Annotated in this window: 14 protein-coding genes; 5 read left to right on the top strand and 9 right to left on the bottom strand. The window is 62.2% G+C overall.

Annotated elements, in window-relative coordinates:
• Positions 1–254: 254 nt before the first annotated feature.
• The gene (locus EJ075_RS27675) at positions 255–1,001 is read left to right on the top strand and encodes an FkbM family methyltransferase (RefSeq protein ID WP_126106505.1); all 747 of its coding nucleotides are present in this window, start codon (positions 255–257) and stop codon (positions 999–1,001) included.
• A 60-nt stretch (positions 1,002–1,061) separates the two neighbouring features.
• Here EJ075_RS27675 and EJ075_RS27670 read toward each other — a convergent pair whose 3' ends face one another.
• Positions 1,062–1,364 carry a DUF982 domain-containing protein gene (locus EJ075_RS27670; RefSeq protein WP_095485216.1) on the bottom strand — a complete coding sequence of 101 codons (303 nt, stop codon included), beginning with the start codon at positions 1,362–1,364 and terminating at the stop codon, positions 1,062–1,064.
• 216 nt (positions 1,365–1,580) lie between these two features.
• Between EJ075_RS27670 and EJ075_RS27665 the strand changes: the two genes are divergently transcribed.
• The 3 genes from EJ075_RS27665 to EJ075_RS27655 all read left to right on the top strand — a co-directional run bounded on the left by EJ075_RS27665 (position 1,581) and on the right by EJ075_RS27655 (position 6,796).
• Entirely contained in the window at positions 1,581–2,642 is a 1,062-nt protein-coding gene (locus EJ075_RS27665; protein ID WP_126106504.1) for a glycosyltransferase family 4 protein, read from the top strand.
• A gap of 48 nt (positions 2,643–2,690) precedes the next feature.
• A complete protein-coding gene (locus tag EJ075_RS27660; RefSeq protein ID WP_126106503.1) occupies positions 2,691–4,853 on the top strand; it encodes an amylo-alpha-1,6-glucosidase in 2,163 nt (720 codons plus the stop codon).
• Between the two features lie 164 nt (positions 4,854–5,017).
• Positions 5,018–6,796 (top strand): trehalose-6-phosphate synthase, encoded by a 1,779-nt coding sequence (locus EJ075_RS27655; RefSeq protein ID WP_126106502.1) that lies wholly within the window; start codon positions 5,018–5,020, stop codon positions 6,794–6,796.
• Positions 6,797–6,892: 96 nt separating this feature from the next.
• Here EJ075_RS27655 and EJ075_RS27650 read toward each other — a convergent pair whose 3' ends face one another.
• Genes EJ075_RS27650 through EJ075_RS27640 form a run of 3 tightly spaced genes read right to left on the bottom strand, consistent with a single transcriptional unit; the run spans position 6,893 to position 9,811 of the window.
• Positions 6,893–7,564, bottom strand: a complete 672-nt coding sequence (locus EJ075_RS27650; protein ID WP_126106501.1) for an ABC transporter ATP-binding protein — start codon at positions 7,562–7,564, stop codon at positions 6,893–6,895.
• Positions 7,561–8,802 (bottom strand): ABC transporter permease, encoded by a 1,242-nt coding sequence (locus EJ075_RS27645; protein WP_126106500.1) that lies wholly within the window; start codon positions 8,800–8,802, stop codon positions 7,561–7,563. Before EJ075_RS27645 ends, EJ075_RS27650 begins: the two co-directional genes overlap by 4 nt.
• Positions 8,803–8,809: 7 nt before the next feature.
• Positions 8,810–9,811, bottom strand: a complete 1,002-nt coding sequence (locus EJ075_RS27640) for an efflux RND transporter periplasmic adaptor subunit (protein ID WP_245458231.1) — start codon at positions 9,809–9,811, stop codon at positions 8,810–8,812.
• Between the two features lie 174 nt (positions 9,812–9,985).
• Between EJ075_RS27640 and EJ075_RS27635 the strand changes: the two genes are divergently transcribed.
• The gene (locus EJ075_RS27635) at positions 9,986–10,669 is read left to right on the top strand and encodes a TetR/AcrR family transcriptional regulator (protein ID WP_245458230.1); all 684 of its coding nucleotides are present in this window, start codon (positions 9,986–9,988) and stop codon (positions 10,667–10,669) included.
• A 116-nt stretch (positions 10,670–10,785) separates the two neighbouring features.
• Here the strand turns inward: EJ075_RS27635 and EJ075_RS27630 are convergent, their stop codons facing one another.
• From EJ075_RS27630 to EJ075_RS27610, 5 genes are all read right to left on the bottom strand, one after another.
• Entirely contained in the window at positions 10,786–11,310 is a 525-nt protein-coding gene (locus EJ075_RS27630; RefSeq protein ID WP_126106497.1) for a cupin domain-containing protein, read from the bottom strand.
• Positions 11,311–11,331: 21 nt separating this feature from the next.
• A complete protein-coding gene (locus tag EJ075_RS27625; RefSeq protein WP_126106496.1) occupies positions 11,332–12,210 on the bottom strand; it encodes a methyltransferase domain-containing protein in 879 nt (292 codons plus the stop codon).
• Between the two features lie 201 nt (positions 12,211–12,411).
• Positions 12,412–12,960: a cytochrome c gene (locus EJ075_RS27620; protein WP_095485226.1), complete on the bottom strand. Its 549-nt coding sequence runs from the start codon at positions 12,958–12,960 to the stop codon at positions 12,412–12,414.
• Between the two features lie 142 nt (positions 12,961–13,102).
• Positions 13,103–15,625: a two-component system VirA-like sensor kinase gene (locus tag EJ075_RS27615; protein WP_126106495.1), complete on the bottom strand. Its 2,523-nt coding sequence runs from the start codon at positions 15,623–15,625 to the stop codon at positions 13,103–13,105.
• Positions 15,622–16,512, bottom strand: coding sequence for a cytochrome c peroxidase (locus EJ075_RS27610; protein WP_164547201.1), 891 nt, complete (start codon positions 16,510–16,512; stop codon positions 15,622–15,624). Before EJ075_RS27610 ends, EJ075_RS27615 begins: the two co-directional genes overlap by 4 nt.
• Positions 16,513–16,536: the final 24 nt, after the last annotated feature.

Here is a 16,536-nt window from a genome sequence, read left to right as displayed (position 1 = left end):
GCTGGTTTCGTTGCGCAGTGTTTCGGCGAAACGTGTATGGCCTGTCATTCATTCGTAGGATGAGAGTTCATATCTCAATGGCTAGAAATTGAAGATGAGTGGACCTGCCCTTCTCCCGCACAAGGCGATGCGTGTCTGAGCTTGGAGAGAGTCCGGTAGACGTCAGTTCCGCGGGCAAAGCAGCAAGCGGGTTCTTAAAAACTGAGGATGCTAGGCCGCAACGGAGCCGGCAGTGCTATTGGCAATGAGGGGTCATGGGAAAGATCAAGCAATCCTTAGAGGTCTTACGAACCGAGGGACCTGGTCGACTCCTCCAGTTGTCGGCCCTGTCGCTGACCGAGCCGCTTAGATCGCAAGGGCTTCGCCCTCGCGTTGCGTCTGATGCAAGGCAGGCATTGTCCCATCTCAATTTGACAAAGCGAAGTCGCGGATTGTTTATCGATTGCGGCTCAAATATAGGCCAAGGGTTTAGATACTTTTCTGCATACTACACGCCCGATAGATACGATTACATTTTGATCGAACCCAACAAGAATTGCCTTGCTCAGCTTAATGCTTTGCGCGCAGAAAATTTGACTATGGAGATTGTCGCAAAGGCGGCAAGCGTGAAAGATGGCTACGCTGAATTGTTTGGCCCCCCTCCAGAACGGTCGGAGGCCACCCACCAAAGTTGCTCGCTAGTCTTGGACCACAACGGAAGCCTGTATCAATCGCAGCGATTTGCGCCGGACCTCGTCGAAACGTTTTCGCTCTCACAGATGATCCGGACAAAGCGTAAGCTGTATGATGTGATCGTTCTCAAGCTCGACGTCGAAGGGGCAGAGTACGAAATTCTTGATGATTTGATCAGGGCTGGGACCCATCGTGATCTATATGCCGCCTATGTGGAATTCCACTCTCTTAAACTGAGGAATCCCGCGAGACGGGAGAAGCGCGCCCTGGAAGCTCAAATGGTGCGCGAATTCGATGAAGCCGGCATTCGATTTAGAAGGTGGATATAGCGTCCCGACAGGAACGCCGGCTCCGACACAGCGCTAGATCGAAGAAAAGTGGGCGGGCGTCTATCGCCTCGGCGAGTATACGCTGTCCATCTTTTCGCTGCCTATCGGCAGCGTCATGTCGTCATCCAGCAACCGGGTGATCCGGGCAAAGCCCGCAAAAGCCTTTCTTGCTTCCTCGGCAGACATCTGACCTGCCAGAGCCGCAGCGCAGCAGTTCAGCGCGCATTGATACACCGGCCCGCGCCGTCCTCTCGGCCATTTCCGCAAAAACGCCATCGCTTCATTAACGCCCTCAATGTCCTCCACAGGCTGTCCCTGCCCGTGCGAAATCCGCACAGGCGAAAAGAATTGTAGGCGATCCATTTGTTCCTCCCGGTCGATCGCGATGCGTTCGATCGAACCTAGTTAAATTCACGGCCAGCCAATTGGTTCCCGGCAAAAATGCCCACGGCCTTGATAAATGGCTGCGGACCAGCTGAGTGAATCGCCAGTCATCGCCCGACTTCTTGCCGTTGCGGGAACGTTCGGGGGCTGATGCATTTCGACTTCAGCGATGATCTTTGAGGGAAACGCCAGACTATGAGAATAGCCCATGTGGCGCCGCTCCATGAATCCGTGCCGCCTCGGCTCTATGGAGGTACGGAGCGCATTGTCTCCTATCTGACCGAAGGATTGGTCGAGCTTGGCCATGACGTAACCTTGTTCGCCAGTGGCGATACAAGGACGTCGGCAAAATTGGTACCGTGTCGCGAGCGAGCGCTGCGTCTTGACCCGCGCCCGCTGAAATCCGAGACAGCCGCGCATCTTTCGATGCTTTCCAAGGTGAGGAAACAAGCTCAAGAGTTTGATATCATTCACTTCCACCTCAGCCATTTTCTGCACTTTTCCTTCTTCGAGCACATGCCCGAGCGGACGGTGACGACGCCGCATGGCAGGCTCGACTATGTCGATCTGGCGCCGGCCTATGAACGTTTTCCACGCTTTCCGATGATCTCCGTTTCCCGTGGCCAAAGAACGGGGCTCGCCAACGCGAACTGGTTGGCGACGATCCACCACGGGCTGCCGACCGAGATCTACAAACCGGTTTTCGAAACGAGCCCAGGGAAGCCGTACCTCGCCTTCCTTGGCCGGATGTCGCGCGACAAACGTCCGGATCGTGCCATCGAGGTCGCGCTGCGCTCGGGGCTGAAACTGAAGCTTGCGGCAAAGGTCGGCGATGACGACCGCGCCTATTTCCGCAAGATGGTCGAGCCGCTGGTCGACGGTGACCGTGTCGACTATGTCGGCGAGATCGAGGAGGACAAGAAGGCGGAGTTCCTGGGCAAGGCAGCAGGCCTCATATTCCCGATCGACTGGCCCGAGCCGTTCGGTCTCGCCGTCATAGAGGCGATGGCCTGCGGCACTCCGGTGATCGCCTGGAACTGCGGCGCCATGCCGGAGATCGTCGATCAGGGCGTGACCGGTTTTATCGTGGATTCCATGGAGGACGCGGTCGCGTCTGTGCCCGGCATGCTGCGGCTCGACAGGCGGGAGGTGCGGGCTGTCTTCGAAAGGCGGTTTTCCGCTAAAAGAATGACCCGCGACTATGTTTCCGCCTATGCGCGCCTGATCGGTGCCTCGGCCGAAGCAAGGGCGTCGTAAGCGGCGTTACCTCGGGGGCGCAGAGCGAACGAGAGAGATGTATAGCGAATGACCCAACTCGACGAGCGCAAGCTTGATCCCGCGGTGGCACTTGCCTCCCTGGACGCCACCGCACCGCGGGAGCCGCACCGGCTGTTCGCCCTCAAGCAAGGCGATTGTTTTGCCGTGGCCGACGCTTACGGCGATATCCGCGGCGCCGGCGACGGTTTCTTCCGTGACGACACGCGAGTGCTTTCCGAATTCCGGCTGACAGTCGGCGGCCGGCAAACGTCGCTGCTCGGCGCGTCGCTCAGTCAGGACAATGTGCTCTTCACCTCCAACCTGACCAATCTGCCGATGCAGAGCGTCCGCGGCCGAGACATTCCGCAGGGCGCGATCCATATCGAACGTGTCCGCCTGCTTTGGCAGGACCGGCTGTTTGAACGCATCACCCTTTCCAATTACAGCCAGGAACACTCCACCATCCGCGTTTCGCTGCACTTTGCCGCCGATTTCCGCGACATGTTCGAAGTGCGCGGCTCGACAAGGCTAAAGCGCGGTATGGCCCATGCTGCCGAGACGGATGCGACCTCCGTCCTGCTTCGCTACGACGGATTGGACGGGCTGGCGCGGATGTCGGCGATATCGTTCTCGCAGGCGCCGGACCATCTGGCGGCCGACCGTGCGGATTTCCTGATTGCCGTGACGAGGCGCAGCAGCAAGGTGCTGTATGTCGAGGTTGGTCCCGAGGTCGCGGAAACGCCGAACCGCGATCGCTACCGCGCCGCCGCGGCGCGGGCTCGCTTCGGCATGCGGGCCAAGCGCCGCCATGGTGCCACGGTGCATAGTTCCGGGCGCGTCTTCAACGATTGGGTCGCGCGCGCTCGCGCAGATGTGGCGCTGCTGACCACCGAGCTTACGACCGGACCCTACCCCTATGCGGGCATTCCTTGGTTTTCGACGGCGTTCGGCCGCGACGGCGTGATCTCCGCGCTGCAGATGCTTTGGCTTAACCCGGGCTTGGCGCGGGGTGTGCTGGCCTTCCTTGCTCAGCACCAGGCGACGGAGACATCGCCGTTCAGCGATTCGCAGCCGGGCAAGATCATGCACGAGACCCGCAAAGGTGAAATGGCGGCGCTGAGGGAACTCCCCTTCGGCCGCTACTATGGCGGTGTCGACACGACGCCGCTCTACATCCATCTCGCCTGCGCCTATGCGGACCGCACCGGAGACATGGCGTTTGTCGACAGCCTGTGGCCGTCGCTCTGCGCGGCGGCTGAATGGACCGAGGACGCAAGCCGGCCGACCGGCTTCGTTACCTATCAGCGTGCCGCCGCGTCCGGCCTCACCAACCAGGGATGGAAGGACAGTATCGATTCCGTCTTCCATGCAGACGGTCGAATACCCAAGGGCCCGATCGCCCTAGTGGAGGTGCAAGGTTATGTCTTCGCCGCGTTCCGGGGGCTGGCGGCGCTCGCCCGTCGCCGCGGCGAGGACGACAGGGCCGATCATTGGGACAGCCGCGCCGAGGCGATGCGCACCTCCGTGGAACGCCATTTCTGGCTGGACGATCTCGGCTTCTATGCCTTGGCGATCGACGGCGCTGGCGAGCCCTGCAAGGTGCGGACGTCTAATGTCGGGCATCTTCTCTATGTCGGGCTCCCCGAGCCGATGCGGGCGCAGATGGTCGCCGACCAGCTGCTTTCGGCGCCCTTCCATTCGGGTTGGGGGCTGAGGACGCTCGCCGACGATGCTGTGTTCTTCAACCCGATGTCGTACCACAACGGTTCGATCTGGCCACATGACACCGCCATGTGCGGCGCCGGTCTGGCACGCTTTGGCGAGCGTGAAAGCGTGGTCCGGCTGATGAGCAGCACCTTCGAATCGGCGGTCCATTTCAACATGCGGTTGCCCGAACTGTTCTGCGGTTTTACCCGCGCGCCGGGCGAAGCGCCGATCGCCTATCCCGTCGCCTGCTTGCCGCAGGCGTGGTCGGCCGGGTCTGCCTTCATGCTGATGCAGGCCTGTCTCGGCCTGGAGATCGACGGCTGGAAGGGCGAAATCCACGTCACTCGGCCTAGGCTGCCGATTGGTATCGACATGCTCACGCTGAGGCATCTGGGCGTTGGCGCAAGGGCGGTGGATCTGACATTTCAGCGCGTCGGCGACAGGGTCGTCGCCTATCTCGCCGACCGGCACGAGGGATTGGTGCCGCTCATCGTGCGGACCTAGTTTGGCTTTGCACATCGAATTGCCGCCTCGCTCCAACTACCGGAACCGATGGCCCATCCGTGCGTTGCAAATCATGCCGGCGCACAGCGGCATGTCACCAGTGGCCGGCCTCGAAAAACAAAGAAAAATGGCCACCGACCGGCCAAAGGGAAAACGCTGTTCCAATGTCAGACTATGGCATAGAGGCTCTCTTGCTTCTGATCCTTGCAAGCCTCGGCCTTTCCGCTGCTGCCGTGGTATTCTCGGCATTCCAACGACGCCACAGCCACACGCCAGCTGTCGCATACGCTTCAGGCGAGGACGTGGCTTCGGAAGCGGCTCGCAAAGTGCTGCGAGAATTTGAAAAGAACGGACACGCGGCCGATGCAGCGCTGATCACATGGTCACCCGACACCTTGCGCAAGATTCTGGCCGACGATCTGCCGGAAACGCAGGTGATCGTGGTATCCAACCGCGAGCCCTACATCCACAACATCGGGGATGATGGCGTCGAGCTCTTGGTACCGGCCAGCGGGCTGGTTTCCGCGCTCGAGCCGATCACCCGCGCCTGTGCCGGCACCTGGATCGCCTACGGCGGCGGAACAGCGGACCGTCTCATGGTCGACAAGAACGACCGGGTTGAGGTGCCGCCTGGCAATCCGTCCTACGCGCTGCGCAGGGTCTGGCTGACAGAGGAAGAATACAAGGGCTACTATCTGGGCTTCGCCAATGAAGGTCTGTGGCCGCTTTGCCATATCGCCTTCACCCGCCCGATTTTCCGCGCGTCGGATTGGGAGGCCTATGAGTCCGTCAACCGGAAGTTCGCTGATACGGTGGTTGCTGAAGCGCGCAACGCGCGGCCGATTGTGCTGGTCCAGGACTACCATTTCGCGCTCTTGCCGCGCATGATCCGCGAGCGCCTGCCCGAGGCGATCGTTATCACTTTCTGGCATATCCCGTGGCCCAACCCGGAAGTGTACAGCATCTGCCCTTGGCGTGAACGGGTCCTGGAAGGCCTGCTCGGCAGCTCCATCATCGGCTTTCATACCCAGTTCCATGCCAATAATTTCGCCGAAAGCGTCGATCGCTTCCTGGAAAGCCGTATAGAGCGGGCCGATGCGGCGATCTCCTACGGCGGACAGACGACGCTGGTGCACGCCTATCCCATCTCCATAGAATGGCCGGCCGAACTTTTGGCGAAACTGCCCGAGGTCGAAGAATGCCGCACCCGCCTGCGCGAGAGGTTCGGACTGAAAGCGGATGTCAAACTGTGCGTCGGCGTCGAGCGTCTCGACTACACGAAGGGCATTCTCGACCGTTTCCGGGCGCTGGAAGAATTGTTCACGAGACATCCCGAATGGGTCGGGAAACTGGTTCTGCTTCAGATCGCGGCACCCAGCCGGGGCACGCTCCCGGCTTACAGGCAACTCCATGATGAATGCCGTCGCTATGTCGAAGAGATCAACCAGCGCTACGGCAGCGAGGATTACAGTCCTGTCCTGATGATAGACAAACATCACGCGCAGGAACAGGTCTACGAGATCTATCGCGCCGCCGACATATGCATGGTCACCAGCCTGCATGACGGCATGAACTTGGTGGCCAAGGAATTCGTCGCAGCGCGCGACGACGAACAGGGTGTGTTGTTGCTCAGCACCTTTGCCGGCGCTTCGCGCGAGCTTCTGGAGGCATTGATCGTCAATCCGTACGATACGGCTATGACGAGCGAGGTGCTGCTGCAGGCGCTGACCATGACGCCGGAGGAACAGCGCGAGCGCATGCGACCCATGCGCGAGATGGTCCGCGACAACAATGTCTATCGCTGGGCCGGCAGCATGCTTCTGGATGCGGCCCGCCTTCGCAAGCGCGGCGACCTCGACCGGGTGATGGGTAACGGCGAGCGACCATCGAACAACAACAACGTCATTCCCATATTCGAGCGGGCTAGAAAGGCAGTGTCGTGACGATCCTTCGCTGACGCCGGCGCCGAAGCTGTCGGAAAAGATGCCCTCGATCGCATCAACGCCCTGCCCCACGGCCCCGGCAACCGAAGAAGCTGATCAGCCGATCTTCCCGTCCACGATGTGAATGCGGCGATCCATGCGCGCCGCCATGTCGAGATCATGCGTAACCGCCACGACGGTCTTGCCGCGCTCGCGCACCAGATTCTCCAGGATTGCAAAAACCTGCTCGGAACTCTTGCTGTCGAGGCTCCCTGTCGGCTCATCGGCCAGGATAAGCGGCGGGTCGTTGGCGAGCGAGCGTGCCACCGCGACGCGCTGACGCTGGCCGCCCGAGAGCTGGTCAGGCCGCTTGTCGAGATGTTCGCTGAGCCCCAGGGATGAAAGCAGCTCCCCTGCCCGTTCGCGCATCTGAGGCCGCGCCAGTCGGCCCAGCTTGCGCATTGGGATTTCGACATTTTCGCGCGCCGTGAACTCCGGCAGCAGAAAATGAAACTGGAACACGAAGCCCAGCATCGAAAGCCTGGTCCGCGCGCGTTCCCTTTCATTCATCGGCTCGGTGTCGCGGCCGCCTATCCTCAACGTCCCAGCGGTCGGCCGGTCGAGCAGCCCGAGCAGATAGAGCAATGAGGATTTTCCGGAGCCGGAGGGACCGGTGACGGCGACGAATTCTCTCTCGTCGATCGCGAGCGTGATGTCCTTGACCAGCGTGACGGGAACCGTCTCAGGCAACACGCGCGTCAGTTTCTCGGCCTCGATGAGTGCGCTCATGACGCGCCTCTGATGATCTCGACGGGGTTCAGGCGCGCCGCACGGCGCGCCGGCAGGTAGCCGGCCACTGCCGCCGAGCCCAGCGCGAAAGCCGACGCGATGACGTAGTGCATCAAGCTCCAGGCGATCGGTAGCCGGGTCATCTCCTGGCCGGTCGCGGCGATCTCGAAGCGCACCAGCGACAGCGCATAGGTCATGGAGAAGCCGAGCAGCGCGCCGAGCACGGAGCCGGCAGCGCCGATGGCCACGCCTTCCAGCAGAAAGAGCCGGCGCATGTCGGACTCCGGGAAGCCAAGCGATTTCATGATGGCGATATCGCGCGCCTTCTCATGCGTGATGGTGGAGATGATGTTGTAGATGCCGAAGCCAGCGACCAGCATGATCGCGCCGACGACGGTGTACATGATGACGTTGCGCACGACGAGCGCTTCGAGGATCGATTCATTCGCCTCCTGCCACGCCACGGCTTTGTAGCCCAGTTCGGCCTCGGCACGGTGCGCCACCGCCGGAGCGCGGTTGGGATCGTCGAGCTTGATGCGGATCTCGTTGATGGCGTTCGGCCGCGCGGAGAGGATCTGCGCGTTCTTCAGCAGCACATAGGCCTCACCTTCGTCGCGCGCGGTGGTGCCGGTGTGGAACAGGCCAGCGATCTTGAAGTTGCGCGTCAGTCCTTCGGAGGAAACCGCCGTTATCGTGTCGCCGAACCCGGCGCCGAGCCGGCTCGCCATCGTGTCGCCAATGAGGACGTTGTTGCCGCCCGCGGCAAGTGCCGAAAAGCTGCCTTCGACGAAGTCTCCGACGATCGGCGACACGCCGGACTCGCGCTCCGGTTCGATCCCAATGATCGCCGCGCCCACTTCGCGGCTGGAATAGCGGATCACACCTTGCGTTTTGAGGCTTGCCGCGAACCGGCCGGGAAGCCAGCTCTCGAGCCAGGAGGTTGCGGCGGTCGGATTTATGATGCCGCGGCGATCGTCGCGCGGCCTGAGCCCGGAGATCGCGACTGTCGCGAAGGCATCGTCGGCTGGCTGGCGGCGGGCGGTGCGCTGCTCGTCGGTGATGTCGACATGCGGCATCGTGTCGACGAGCTGCCTGACGAAATCGTCCTGCCCGCCCTGCATCAGCGCCGCCATGGCGATGGAGAATCCGACACCGACGGCAACGCCGATCACGGCAACCAGCGTCTGGCGACCGCGGCCGGCGATATGCGTGATGGCGATGTCGAAGATGAGCGGCATCGTAGCTTTATCTCTCCTGAGCGGCGGTGATGCTTACGCGCCCTCCATCGGCCAGATCGGCGGGATAGGGCGAGATGACGCGAGCCTTCTCGTCGACACCAACCTTCCCGTCGGCACCCGACAGAACCTCGACGCCATTGGTGCCGCGAATGCCCGTTCGGATTTCACGCCGCGAGGCCTTGTCGCCTTCGACTACGAACACCTTGTTCCCCTCCATCGCAGCGGACGGGATCAACAGGGCACTTTTCGCAACGCGGATGACGATGTTCACGTCGGTCGACATGCCTATACGAAGCGGCGTGTCGTCCGGCAGGCGGAAACGGACGCGATAGGTCTTCGTCACCGGATCGCCCTTGGGCGTGATGCTGTCGACCACCGCTTCCAGGTTCTGCCTGAGAAACGCATCGGATTTAAGCAGCGCGCGCTGGCCGACCTCGACCCGGGGTATGTCCTCCTCGTTGACCTCGGCGACCACCAGGAGTGGCTTGGGCTCGCCGACCCAGAACAACACCGTGCCGAGTTCGGCGACTTCACCCACCTCGCCGTCCTGCCTGAGCACGACACCGGCGCTCGGCGCACGTAAGACGTAGGTGTCGAGTCGCGCTTTCTGTCCGGCAACCAGCGCCTCGATCTGGCCGAGCTCGCTCTGCGCACGATCAAGCGCCTGCTGGCTCGCCGCACGCCTTTCAGCAAGCACCGTCAGCCGCCGAAGCTCTTCCTGGGCAAGCGCCTGGCGCGCTTCGAGCTCGCCAAGCACGGCCCGGGCCTCGCTGTCGTCGAGCTTGGCGAGCACGTCGCCTTGTGCAACCCTCGACCCTTCGCAATTACATTGCTCGACGATCCTCTCGCGGACCACGGGAGTGACCTTGGCCCAGGTTCGCGGCTCGACGGAGCCACTCGCGTAAACGATTTCCGCCGCGTCGCCGCGCTGTGGCGTGACGACCAAAACCTTGGCCGGCTGCCACAGATACCAAACGCCGACAGCGACAGCCGCCGCGACAAAAACGATGCCAACAGTCCAGCGTAGCCGTCGCAAGAAACTCTCCCTCCATCATCGAATCCGAACGTAGGGCGATAGCAGACATAGCACTAGACCGACCGTCGGTCTATAAAAGTTGCATAAAGATACGGTTCGTGCTCCTCTTGCCCCAACCTGTACTTTGCGAGGTCGATTTTGCCCCGAGTGATAAAGCCGCCGGAGATACGATCCGCCGAGCTCCTCGACTGTGCCCAGCGGCTGTTCTTCGAGCAAGGCTACGACAGCACGACCGTGAACGACATCATCCGCGAGGCCGGCCTGTCGAAAGGCGCGTTCTACCACTATTTCGCATCGAAAGAGGCTCTGCTGGAGGCGCTCGCCACACGTCTGGCGCGCGACAGTTTCACCGAGCTGCAGCCCGTGCTCAACGATCCGTCACTTGATGGGCTTGGCCGGCTCAATGCGCTCTTTGCCGGCTCGCGACGGCTGAACGTCGAGCTTGCTCCGCAACTGCGCAAAACATTTTTCGTCCTGTTCCGGCCCGAAAACCTTGCCCTCTTCCATCGGGTCGACCAGGCGGCCAGGGAATTGGCAATGCCGATAATCACCGATCTGCTTAGGAAAGGGAGCGAGGAAGGCGTCTTCGACGTGCCCGATCCGGATGCTTTCGCCGAGATGTTTTTGCAGCTGCGGCTGATCTTTCGGGATGTGATGCACCGCGCCTTGCTGAAGGCCGAGCAGGGCAATATCGACGAAGCGGCGCGGCTGCTCGACGACCGGCTGCGGCTCTATGGCATCGCAATCGACCGGCTTTTGAAGCTACCCGATGGAACGATAGAAGCGGCGCAACCCGGGTTTGCCCGGGCTTTCCTCGAATCAGGTCCGTGATCCGCCGAGCCCGCCAGGCCGCGGAGCAGCAATTCACCGCTTCGGTAGATCGGACCCACTCCGACCCAGCGACTCCTCGTACTGCCGTGGAGAGGGCTTTGCCGATGCTGTTCAAATCACGTCAGTGAAAGACCTACACTCGCATTCTCTTCCGGCGTCGCGTTCCAGTAGCCGTATGCCGCGGCAGTCTTCAGGAAATGCTGGACCGCTTCGGCTGAGGGAGGATCCGAATGCCTGCTTTCCCCGGCGGTCGGCTTTCCGACTTCCCGGAAGAACCGGCCTATCCTTGACGTGCTGACGAGGATCATCACGGCCGCCTCAGTCGACAGGTTTCGAAAGGCGTGCTTCGCCCCGCCCGGCACATGGAAAATGTCGCCCGGCCGGATCGATACCCAGACGAAGCCTTTCGGCGACTGCGAAAGCCCTTCGATCTCGCCGGAAATCTGGATGAAGGTCTCCGGGTCGGCGTGGCTGTGCAGCGGCACGGTAACACCCGGCGGGATGGTGCCGCGCATGACGCAAGGCTCGCCGTCGCGCGGCGCTGTAAGAAACTGGACCACAGGGCCCAGCATGTCGAGCGTCTCGACATTGCGAGGGTCGACGAGATGCGCCGCGCGCTCGCTGATGGCAGTGTCGAGCATCCGATATCTCTCTTTGGTTCGTTATCCCGGCGTATTTGCCCATGCGCCGACAAAGGGCGGCAGCATGATGCACATCTGCTGTTCGACAGCCTCGTTGCGCAGTCGCTCGGCGAGCGTGTCGACCTTCATTTCGGCAGCGGTCGCGGCACCGACGGCCTCGGCCATCGGCAACAGGCTACGCAAGGTGCCCGCGATATAGTCGTAGATCGGCGAGTCAGGCCCGCTGCCGGCGAGGCCGGCGGAATTCAGCTGCGGCGCAGGCAGCCCTGCGCCGGCGAAGACCATGGGCAGCCTGCCACCCATGTCGACCTCGAAACCCGCCCGCTCGATCGTCTCGATGATCCAGCCGCGGCATTTGCTGAACAGCGGCGCCTCTGGAAAACTGCGGGCGAGCGGAATCGCCATTTCCTGGAAGGCGATGAGGCCGCCCGGCCGAAGAAACCCGGCAAGCCTGCGCAGGGTTGCAGCCGGGTCGGGCAGATACATCAGGACCAGCCTGCCGATCACCGCATCGAAGGTCTCGTCGGGCGAGAATTTATCAAGCTCGCCCACAGTGAAGCGTGTCCAGTAACACTGGCCGGATTCGGTGGCGCGCCGCTCGGCAATGTCTACAGCCTCTGCCGAGCGATCGACGCCGAGCACCCTTCCGGTCGGTCCGACCAGCTTCCCGGCCAGCAAGGAGACGTCGCCGACGCCGCACCCGATGTCGAGCACGCGCATGCCCGGTCCTATCCCCGCGCTGCGCAGGACATGCTCCGTAAGGTCGTGAATGAGCGCTCCCTGCAGCTCCAGGCGCTTGAATTCACCCTCCGTGTAACCCAAGGCATAGGGACGCGGATCCGTGGTGCTCTGATCGCGATCGATCTTCGGCGCGTGTTCGGCAAGCAGATTGTACATCATTTGACTCCATGATTATCTGGATTTGACTCCCGATTATCTGGCCCTCGGCTGCCATATGGCCGCCTGGGCTGGACCGTCACGATCGGAGATCAGTGCTACAAGGTGATTTCCGGAATCGGGAATTGCGTTACGACTGAAACACGCGGCCGTGTCTGACGTACCGCAGAGGCGGAGAACCCTCCGCCGGGCCTTAGGATGCGCCTATGACTTCGGAGCCTGCGGTACGAACACAATGTGCGGTGTCTTCGGCGGACGATCGGGCGGCACATAGTCTGGAACCGGCGTATCGTCTGCCGGCAGCGAAAGCACATATCGGTGTATGGCGCGCAGGTCGGCCTCGGTCATGGCACGCAGGTTGAACCACGGCATAGGGGGGCGCGTCTCGATTGTACGCGCTAACTGTACCCAGTCGTCCTCGTCCATGGTGCGCAAAAGGTAGCGAAGATTGGTTGGATAAGTCGTGCCCCACGGCCCATTGAAGCCGAGAGAGCCGCCGATCAGCCATCGATCCTCGGGGACGTTGCCGGCCTTCTCCAAGTACCCTGGCGTGTGGCAGTCGTTACAGCCGCCAATTTTCACCAGGTATCGACCGTGCTCGATCGAGTCGGCCGCTGTCGCCGAACCCAGCCCATTTCGGTCGAGCATCGCGACTGTGAGCACTCCGCCCAGCCCAAGGGCGGCAATTCCGATGAGAGCCCGTCGTATCATCAGCTTCTCCGGTTTGCTGCCATTTGACGCCGACGAGACCATGATCTTTTCCGAAAACCGGTTTCCATTTTTCAGGGATCATAGTTTGGGCGTAGGAGAAACATCGAACAGCCCGGCTACGGGTTGATTTCAGCCAGGGGGACTTTTGGTTACGTCTGTAACGAAGAAACCCACCCGACCCTGATCAGCCTGAATGCAGATGGCGGGCGAGGCATTTTGCAATGGCGGCCGGCAGCAGCGGCTTCTTGATGACTTCGCTTATGCCGGCTGCCGTCAGTTGACGCGATCGGAGCGGGCGGCCGTAACCGGTCATCAGGACAATTGGAAGATCCGACCGGATCTCATGCAACTGGCCGGAGAACTCGATGCCTGTCATGTCAGGCATGACCTCGTCCGTCAGCACCAGGTCGAAGCGCTCCGGATCGGTGCGGAATGCATTGAGAGCCGCAGGGCTTCGGTCGAACCCGACGGGCTCGTAGCCAAGCGCGGCGAGCATCTCCTCGGCAAGTTGCATCAGCGGCGTGTCGTCGTCCACGACCAGGATCGTCTCGCCATTGCCATGCTGGATCGGAACCTCGGCGCCGGCGCCCTCGTCCTCGTCCGCATCGGTCGCAGCGGATTCGATCTGCGGAAAATAGACCTCGAAGATCGTGCCTTCGCCAAGTTGGCTCTTCACGTCCACCGCGCCTCTATGCGCCGCGACGATGCCGTGCACCGTCGACAGGCCGAGCCCGGTGCCTTGCCCCACCGGCTTGGTCGTGAAGAACGGCTCGAAAATACGCTCGAGCGTCGCCTGATCCATGCCGCTGCCGTTGTCCCTGACGGCGAGGCGGAGATGGCGGCCGGCCGGCAGGTTTCCGTGCGAAAGCATCCGCGCCTCCACGAGTTCCGTCGTGTTGAGAGCGACCTCCAATACGCCGCGGTTGTTCATCGCCTGCGCCGCGTTGGTGCCGAGGTTCATCACCACCTGCTGAAGTTCGGTCGGATCGCCCATCATCGCGGCATCCGCGCCTGCAAGATGCGTCTCCACTGAAAGTGTGGCCGGGAACGAGGCGCGCAGCAGGTCGACCGCCTCCGCAACCACGGGCTGCGCCCGCAGCGCGTGGTGCTGCCGCTCGCGGCGACGGCCGAAGGCAAGGATCTGCTCCGTGACGTCCTGCGCCCGCCGGCCGGCCTTCATGATCTGCTGGACGTAGCGCCGCGCACGAGACTCCTTCAGCAGCACCGCCAGCGCCATCTCGCCATAGCCGAGGACGGCGCCGAGGATGTTGTTGAACTCGTGCGCTATGCCACCGGCGAGTATTCCGATTGCTTCCAGCCGCTGCGACTGGTTGAGCCGCGCCTGCAGCGCCTCGCGTTCACGTTCATTGTGCTCGCGCGCGATGGCATTGGCGAAAATCTCGGCGGCGGTGCGCAGCAGGGCGATGTCGTCGTCGGTCCAACGCTTTTCGTGCGTGACGGTATCGAGAGCCAGAAAACCTAGCCGCTCGCCGGCATGCGACATCGGTATGCACAGCCAGGATTGAAACTGGTGCGCCTGCAGGCATGCCTTCTCCCGCCCTTCAGGAAGGTCGCCGACGCGGGGAACGTCGATGCAGCCTTGCCGCTCGTGGCCCGCCAGCGTCCAGCGTGAAGCGAGCTCGATCATGTCTTTCGACAGGCGGGCCGGCGTGTTCCCGCTCGGACGGCGATAGAAGTAGCCTCCGGAAGATTCCGCATCTTGTGTGCGGCTGACGATAATCTGGGCGCCGTCGAGCCCGGCATGTTCCACCAGGCGCGCGAGGCCCTTGCTGATGCCGGCCCGGATGCGGTCGCGCGGCAGATTGATGAACTGGGTGGAGATCGAGGCGATCAGACCCTCGAATTCCAGCCGCTCGCGCAGGATCCGCGCATTGTGGCGCAGCCGGGCGAACAGATAGACCACATAGCACACGAGAACCAACGCGGCGATGTAGAGCAGCGTCTGAAACCGCGCGGCCCGCGCCGCAGCGCGCCCATGCGCATCGAGATAAAGGTCCTGCAGCGCGCGGGCCAGTTCGCTCGTTGGCGCAGTCTGTAGGCGGGCGACGAGGTCGTCGACCGCCGGAAGCCTGGTGACGATAAGCCGGCCGTGGGAGACGAGCGAGTGGACGTCGCTTGGCTGCACGGCATCGACGGACGGCTTGGCCAGCCGGTCGAGCGCAGCGGTCACTGCCCTTGCCGCCTCCGGTTGGGGATCGCTGATGAACCGCGACATTGTGATCATCAGGGCTCCGATCTCGACCGCTCGAAGGCCGTCACCCTCGCTCGTAAGCCGACCGCTCATGTAGTTGAAATAGTTCAGCGAGTTCTGCAGCAGCGCGTTGTCCGACTTGAACGCCTCGACAAGCGTTTCCTCGTCGCGCACCGCGGCGGCGACATCGGCGATCCCCCGGTCGATCTCCGCCCGAACTCCGCCGCTGGCGATGTCCCGGGCGGCTGGCAGCGTCTGCGTCGCAGCGTTCAGGTTCTCGATCGACCGCACAAGCGGATCGTAGCTGCGCAGCAGTCCCGTGCGTGCCCGCAACACATCGCGCTGGAGGGCGGCGTTATAGAGGATGACGGTCCTGAGAGCATCGAGCGTGCGTTCGTGGCGCGCGGCATCAGGAGCCGCACCCTGCACCAGGAAATAGGTCAGGACGATGAGCAGGCAGGCGACGACCGGCGCCAGGACGCGTAGCGACTTCATTGCTGCAGACGATCGGCTGCGCTGGTCAACGGCTGGCCGCGATACTCGCCCGTCAGCGTCCCGAGGAATTCGACGATAAGATCGGCATCGCGCTGGTCGATCTCCCTGCCGAGCTGGTTCCGCGCCATGATCCTCACTGCCTGTCCAAGCGATGCGGTACGGCCGTCGTGAAAATACGGCGCCGTCACCGCGACGTTGCGCAGGCTGGGAACGCGGAACACATGGCGGTCGCTCTCGGCACCTGTAATGGCGAAACGGCCGAGATCCGCCTGGCTCAAGGTCTTCTGGCCGGCGAAGGGATCCTGGAAGATGCCGAACTTCTGAAACAAATTGCCTCCTACATTGGCGCCTTGATGGCAAGCGATGCAGCCATACGCCTTGAACAGCTGATAGCCATGTTCCTCGTCCGCCGTGATGGCGCCGCGCTCGCCCTTGAGATAGCGGTCGAAACGGGCGTTGGGCGTGATCAGCGAGCGCTGAAAGATGGCTAGGGCGTCGAGCACTTCCGCCTGGCCGGGGGCGGCGCCGTAGACGTCTGCGAATCGCTGCGAATAGTCCGGATCGGAGCGCAATTTCGGCAGCAATTCCTCCCAGCTCGTGTTCATCAGCCTGTCATCGAGCAAGGCTGCCTCGTTCTGCTCCTCGAGAGTGCGGAAATTGCCACGCCAGTTCAGCCGGAAATCGAGCGTTGCGTTGAAGACCGTCGGCGTGTTGAAGTCGAGCGGCTCGCCATCCGCCGCCGTGGAACGAGCCCTGCCGTCGTCGCCGCTGAGATCGAGCCTGTGGCAGCCGCTGCAGGCGATGACATCGTCATGTGACAGCCGGACATCGTTGAACAGGCTCTCGCCAAGTGCGACCTTCGCCTGGTCGGAAGGACCAATGCCCACTATCGGAGCAATCGGCTCGCCGAT

The organism is Mesorhizobium sp. M6A.T.Cr.TU.016.01.1.1 (genome assembly GCF_003952585.1).
In the GTDB taxonomy this organism is placed as follows: Bacteria; Pseudomonadota; Alphaproteobacteria; order Rhizobiales; family Rhizobiaceae; genus Mesorhizobium; species Mesorhizobium mediterraneum.
Note: the sequence above shows the minus strand (reverse complement) of the source record. Positions and strands in the feature narration are given on the sequence as shown.

What these genes read in the sequence shown, in the direction of transcription:
- EJ075_RS27670 (WP_095485216.1), bottom strand. Translation starts at nt 1,364, where the DNA reads ATGGATCGCCTACAATTCTTTTCGCCTGTGCGGATTTCGCACGGGCAG.
- EJ075_RS27620 (WP_095485226.1), bottom strand. Translation starts at nt 12,960, where the DNA reads ATGGTCTCGTCGGCGTCAAATGGCAGCAAACCGGAGAAGCTGATGATA.
- EJ075_RS27665 (WP_126106504.1), top strand. Translation starts at nt 1,581, where the DNA reads ATGAGAATAGCCCATGTGGCGCCGCTCCATGAATCCGTGCCGCCTCGG.
- EJ075_RS27655 (WP_126106502.1), top strand. Translation starts at nt 5,018, where the DNA reads ATGTCAGACTATGGCATAGAGGCTCTCTTGCTTCTGATCCTTGCAAGC.
- EJ075_RS27675 (WP_126106505.1), top strand. Translation starts at nt 255, where the DNA reads ATGGGAAAGATCAAGCAATCCTTAGAGGTCTTACGAACCGAGGGACCT.
- EJ075_RS27660 (WP_126106503.1), top strand. Translation starts at nt 2,691, where the DNA reads ATGACCCAACTCGACGAGCGCAAGCTTGATCCCGCGGTGGCACTTGCC.
- EJ075_RS27645 (WP_126106500.1), bottom strand. Translation starts at nt 8,802, where the DNA reads ATGCCGCTCATCTTCGACATCGCCATCACGCATATCGCCGGCCGCGGT.
- EJ075_RS27615 (WP_126106495.1), bottom strand. Translation starts at nt 15,625, where the DNA reads ATGAAGTCGCTACGCGTCCTGGCGCCGGTCGTCGCCTGCCTGCTCATC.
- EJ075_RS27630 (WP_126106497.1), bottom strand. Translation starts at nt 11,310, where the DNA reads ATGCTCGACACTGCCATCAGCGAGCGCGCGGCGCATCTCGTCGACCCT.
- EJ075_RS27625 (WP_126106496.1), bottom strand. Translation starts at nt 12,210, where the DNA reads ATGATGTACAATCTGCTTGCCGAACACGCGCCGAAGATCGATCGCGAT.
- EJ075_RS27650 (WP_126106501.1), bottom strand. Translation starts at nt 7,564, where the DNA reads ATGAGCGCACTCATCGAGGCCGAGAAACTGACGCGCGTGTTGCCTGAG.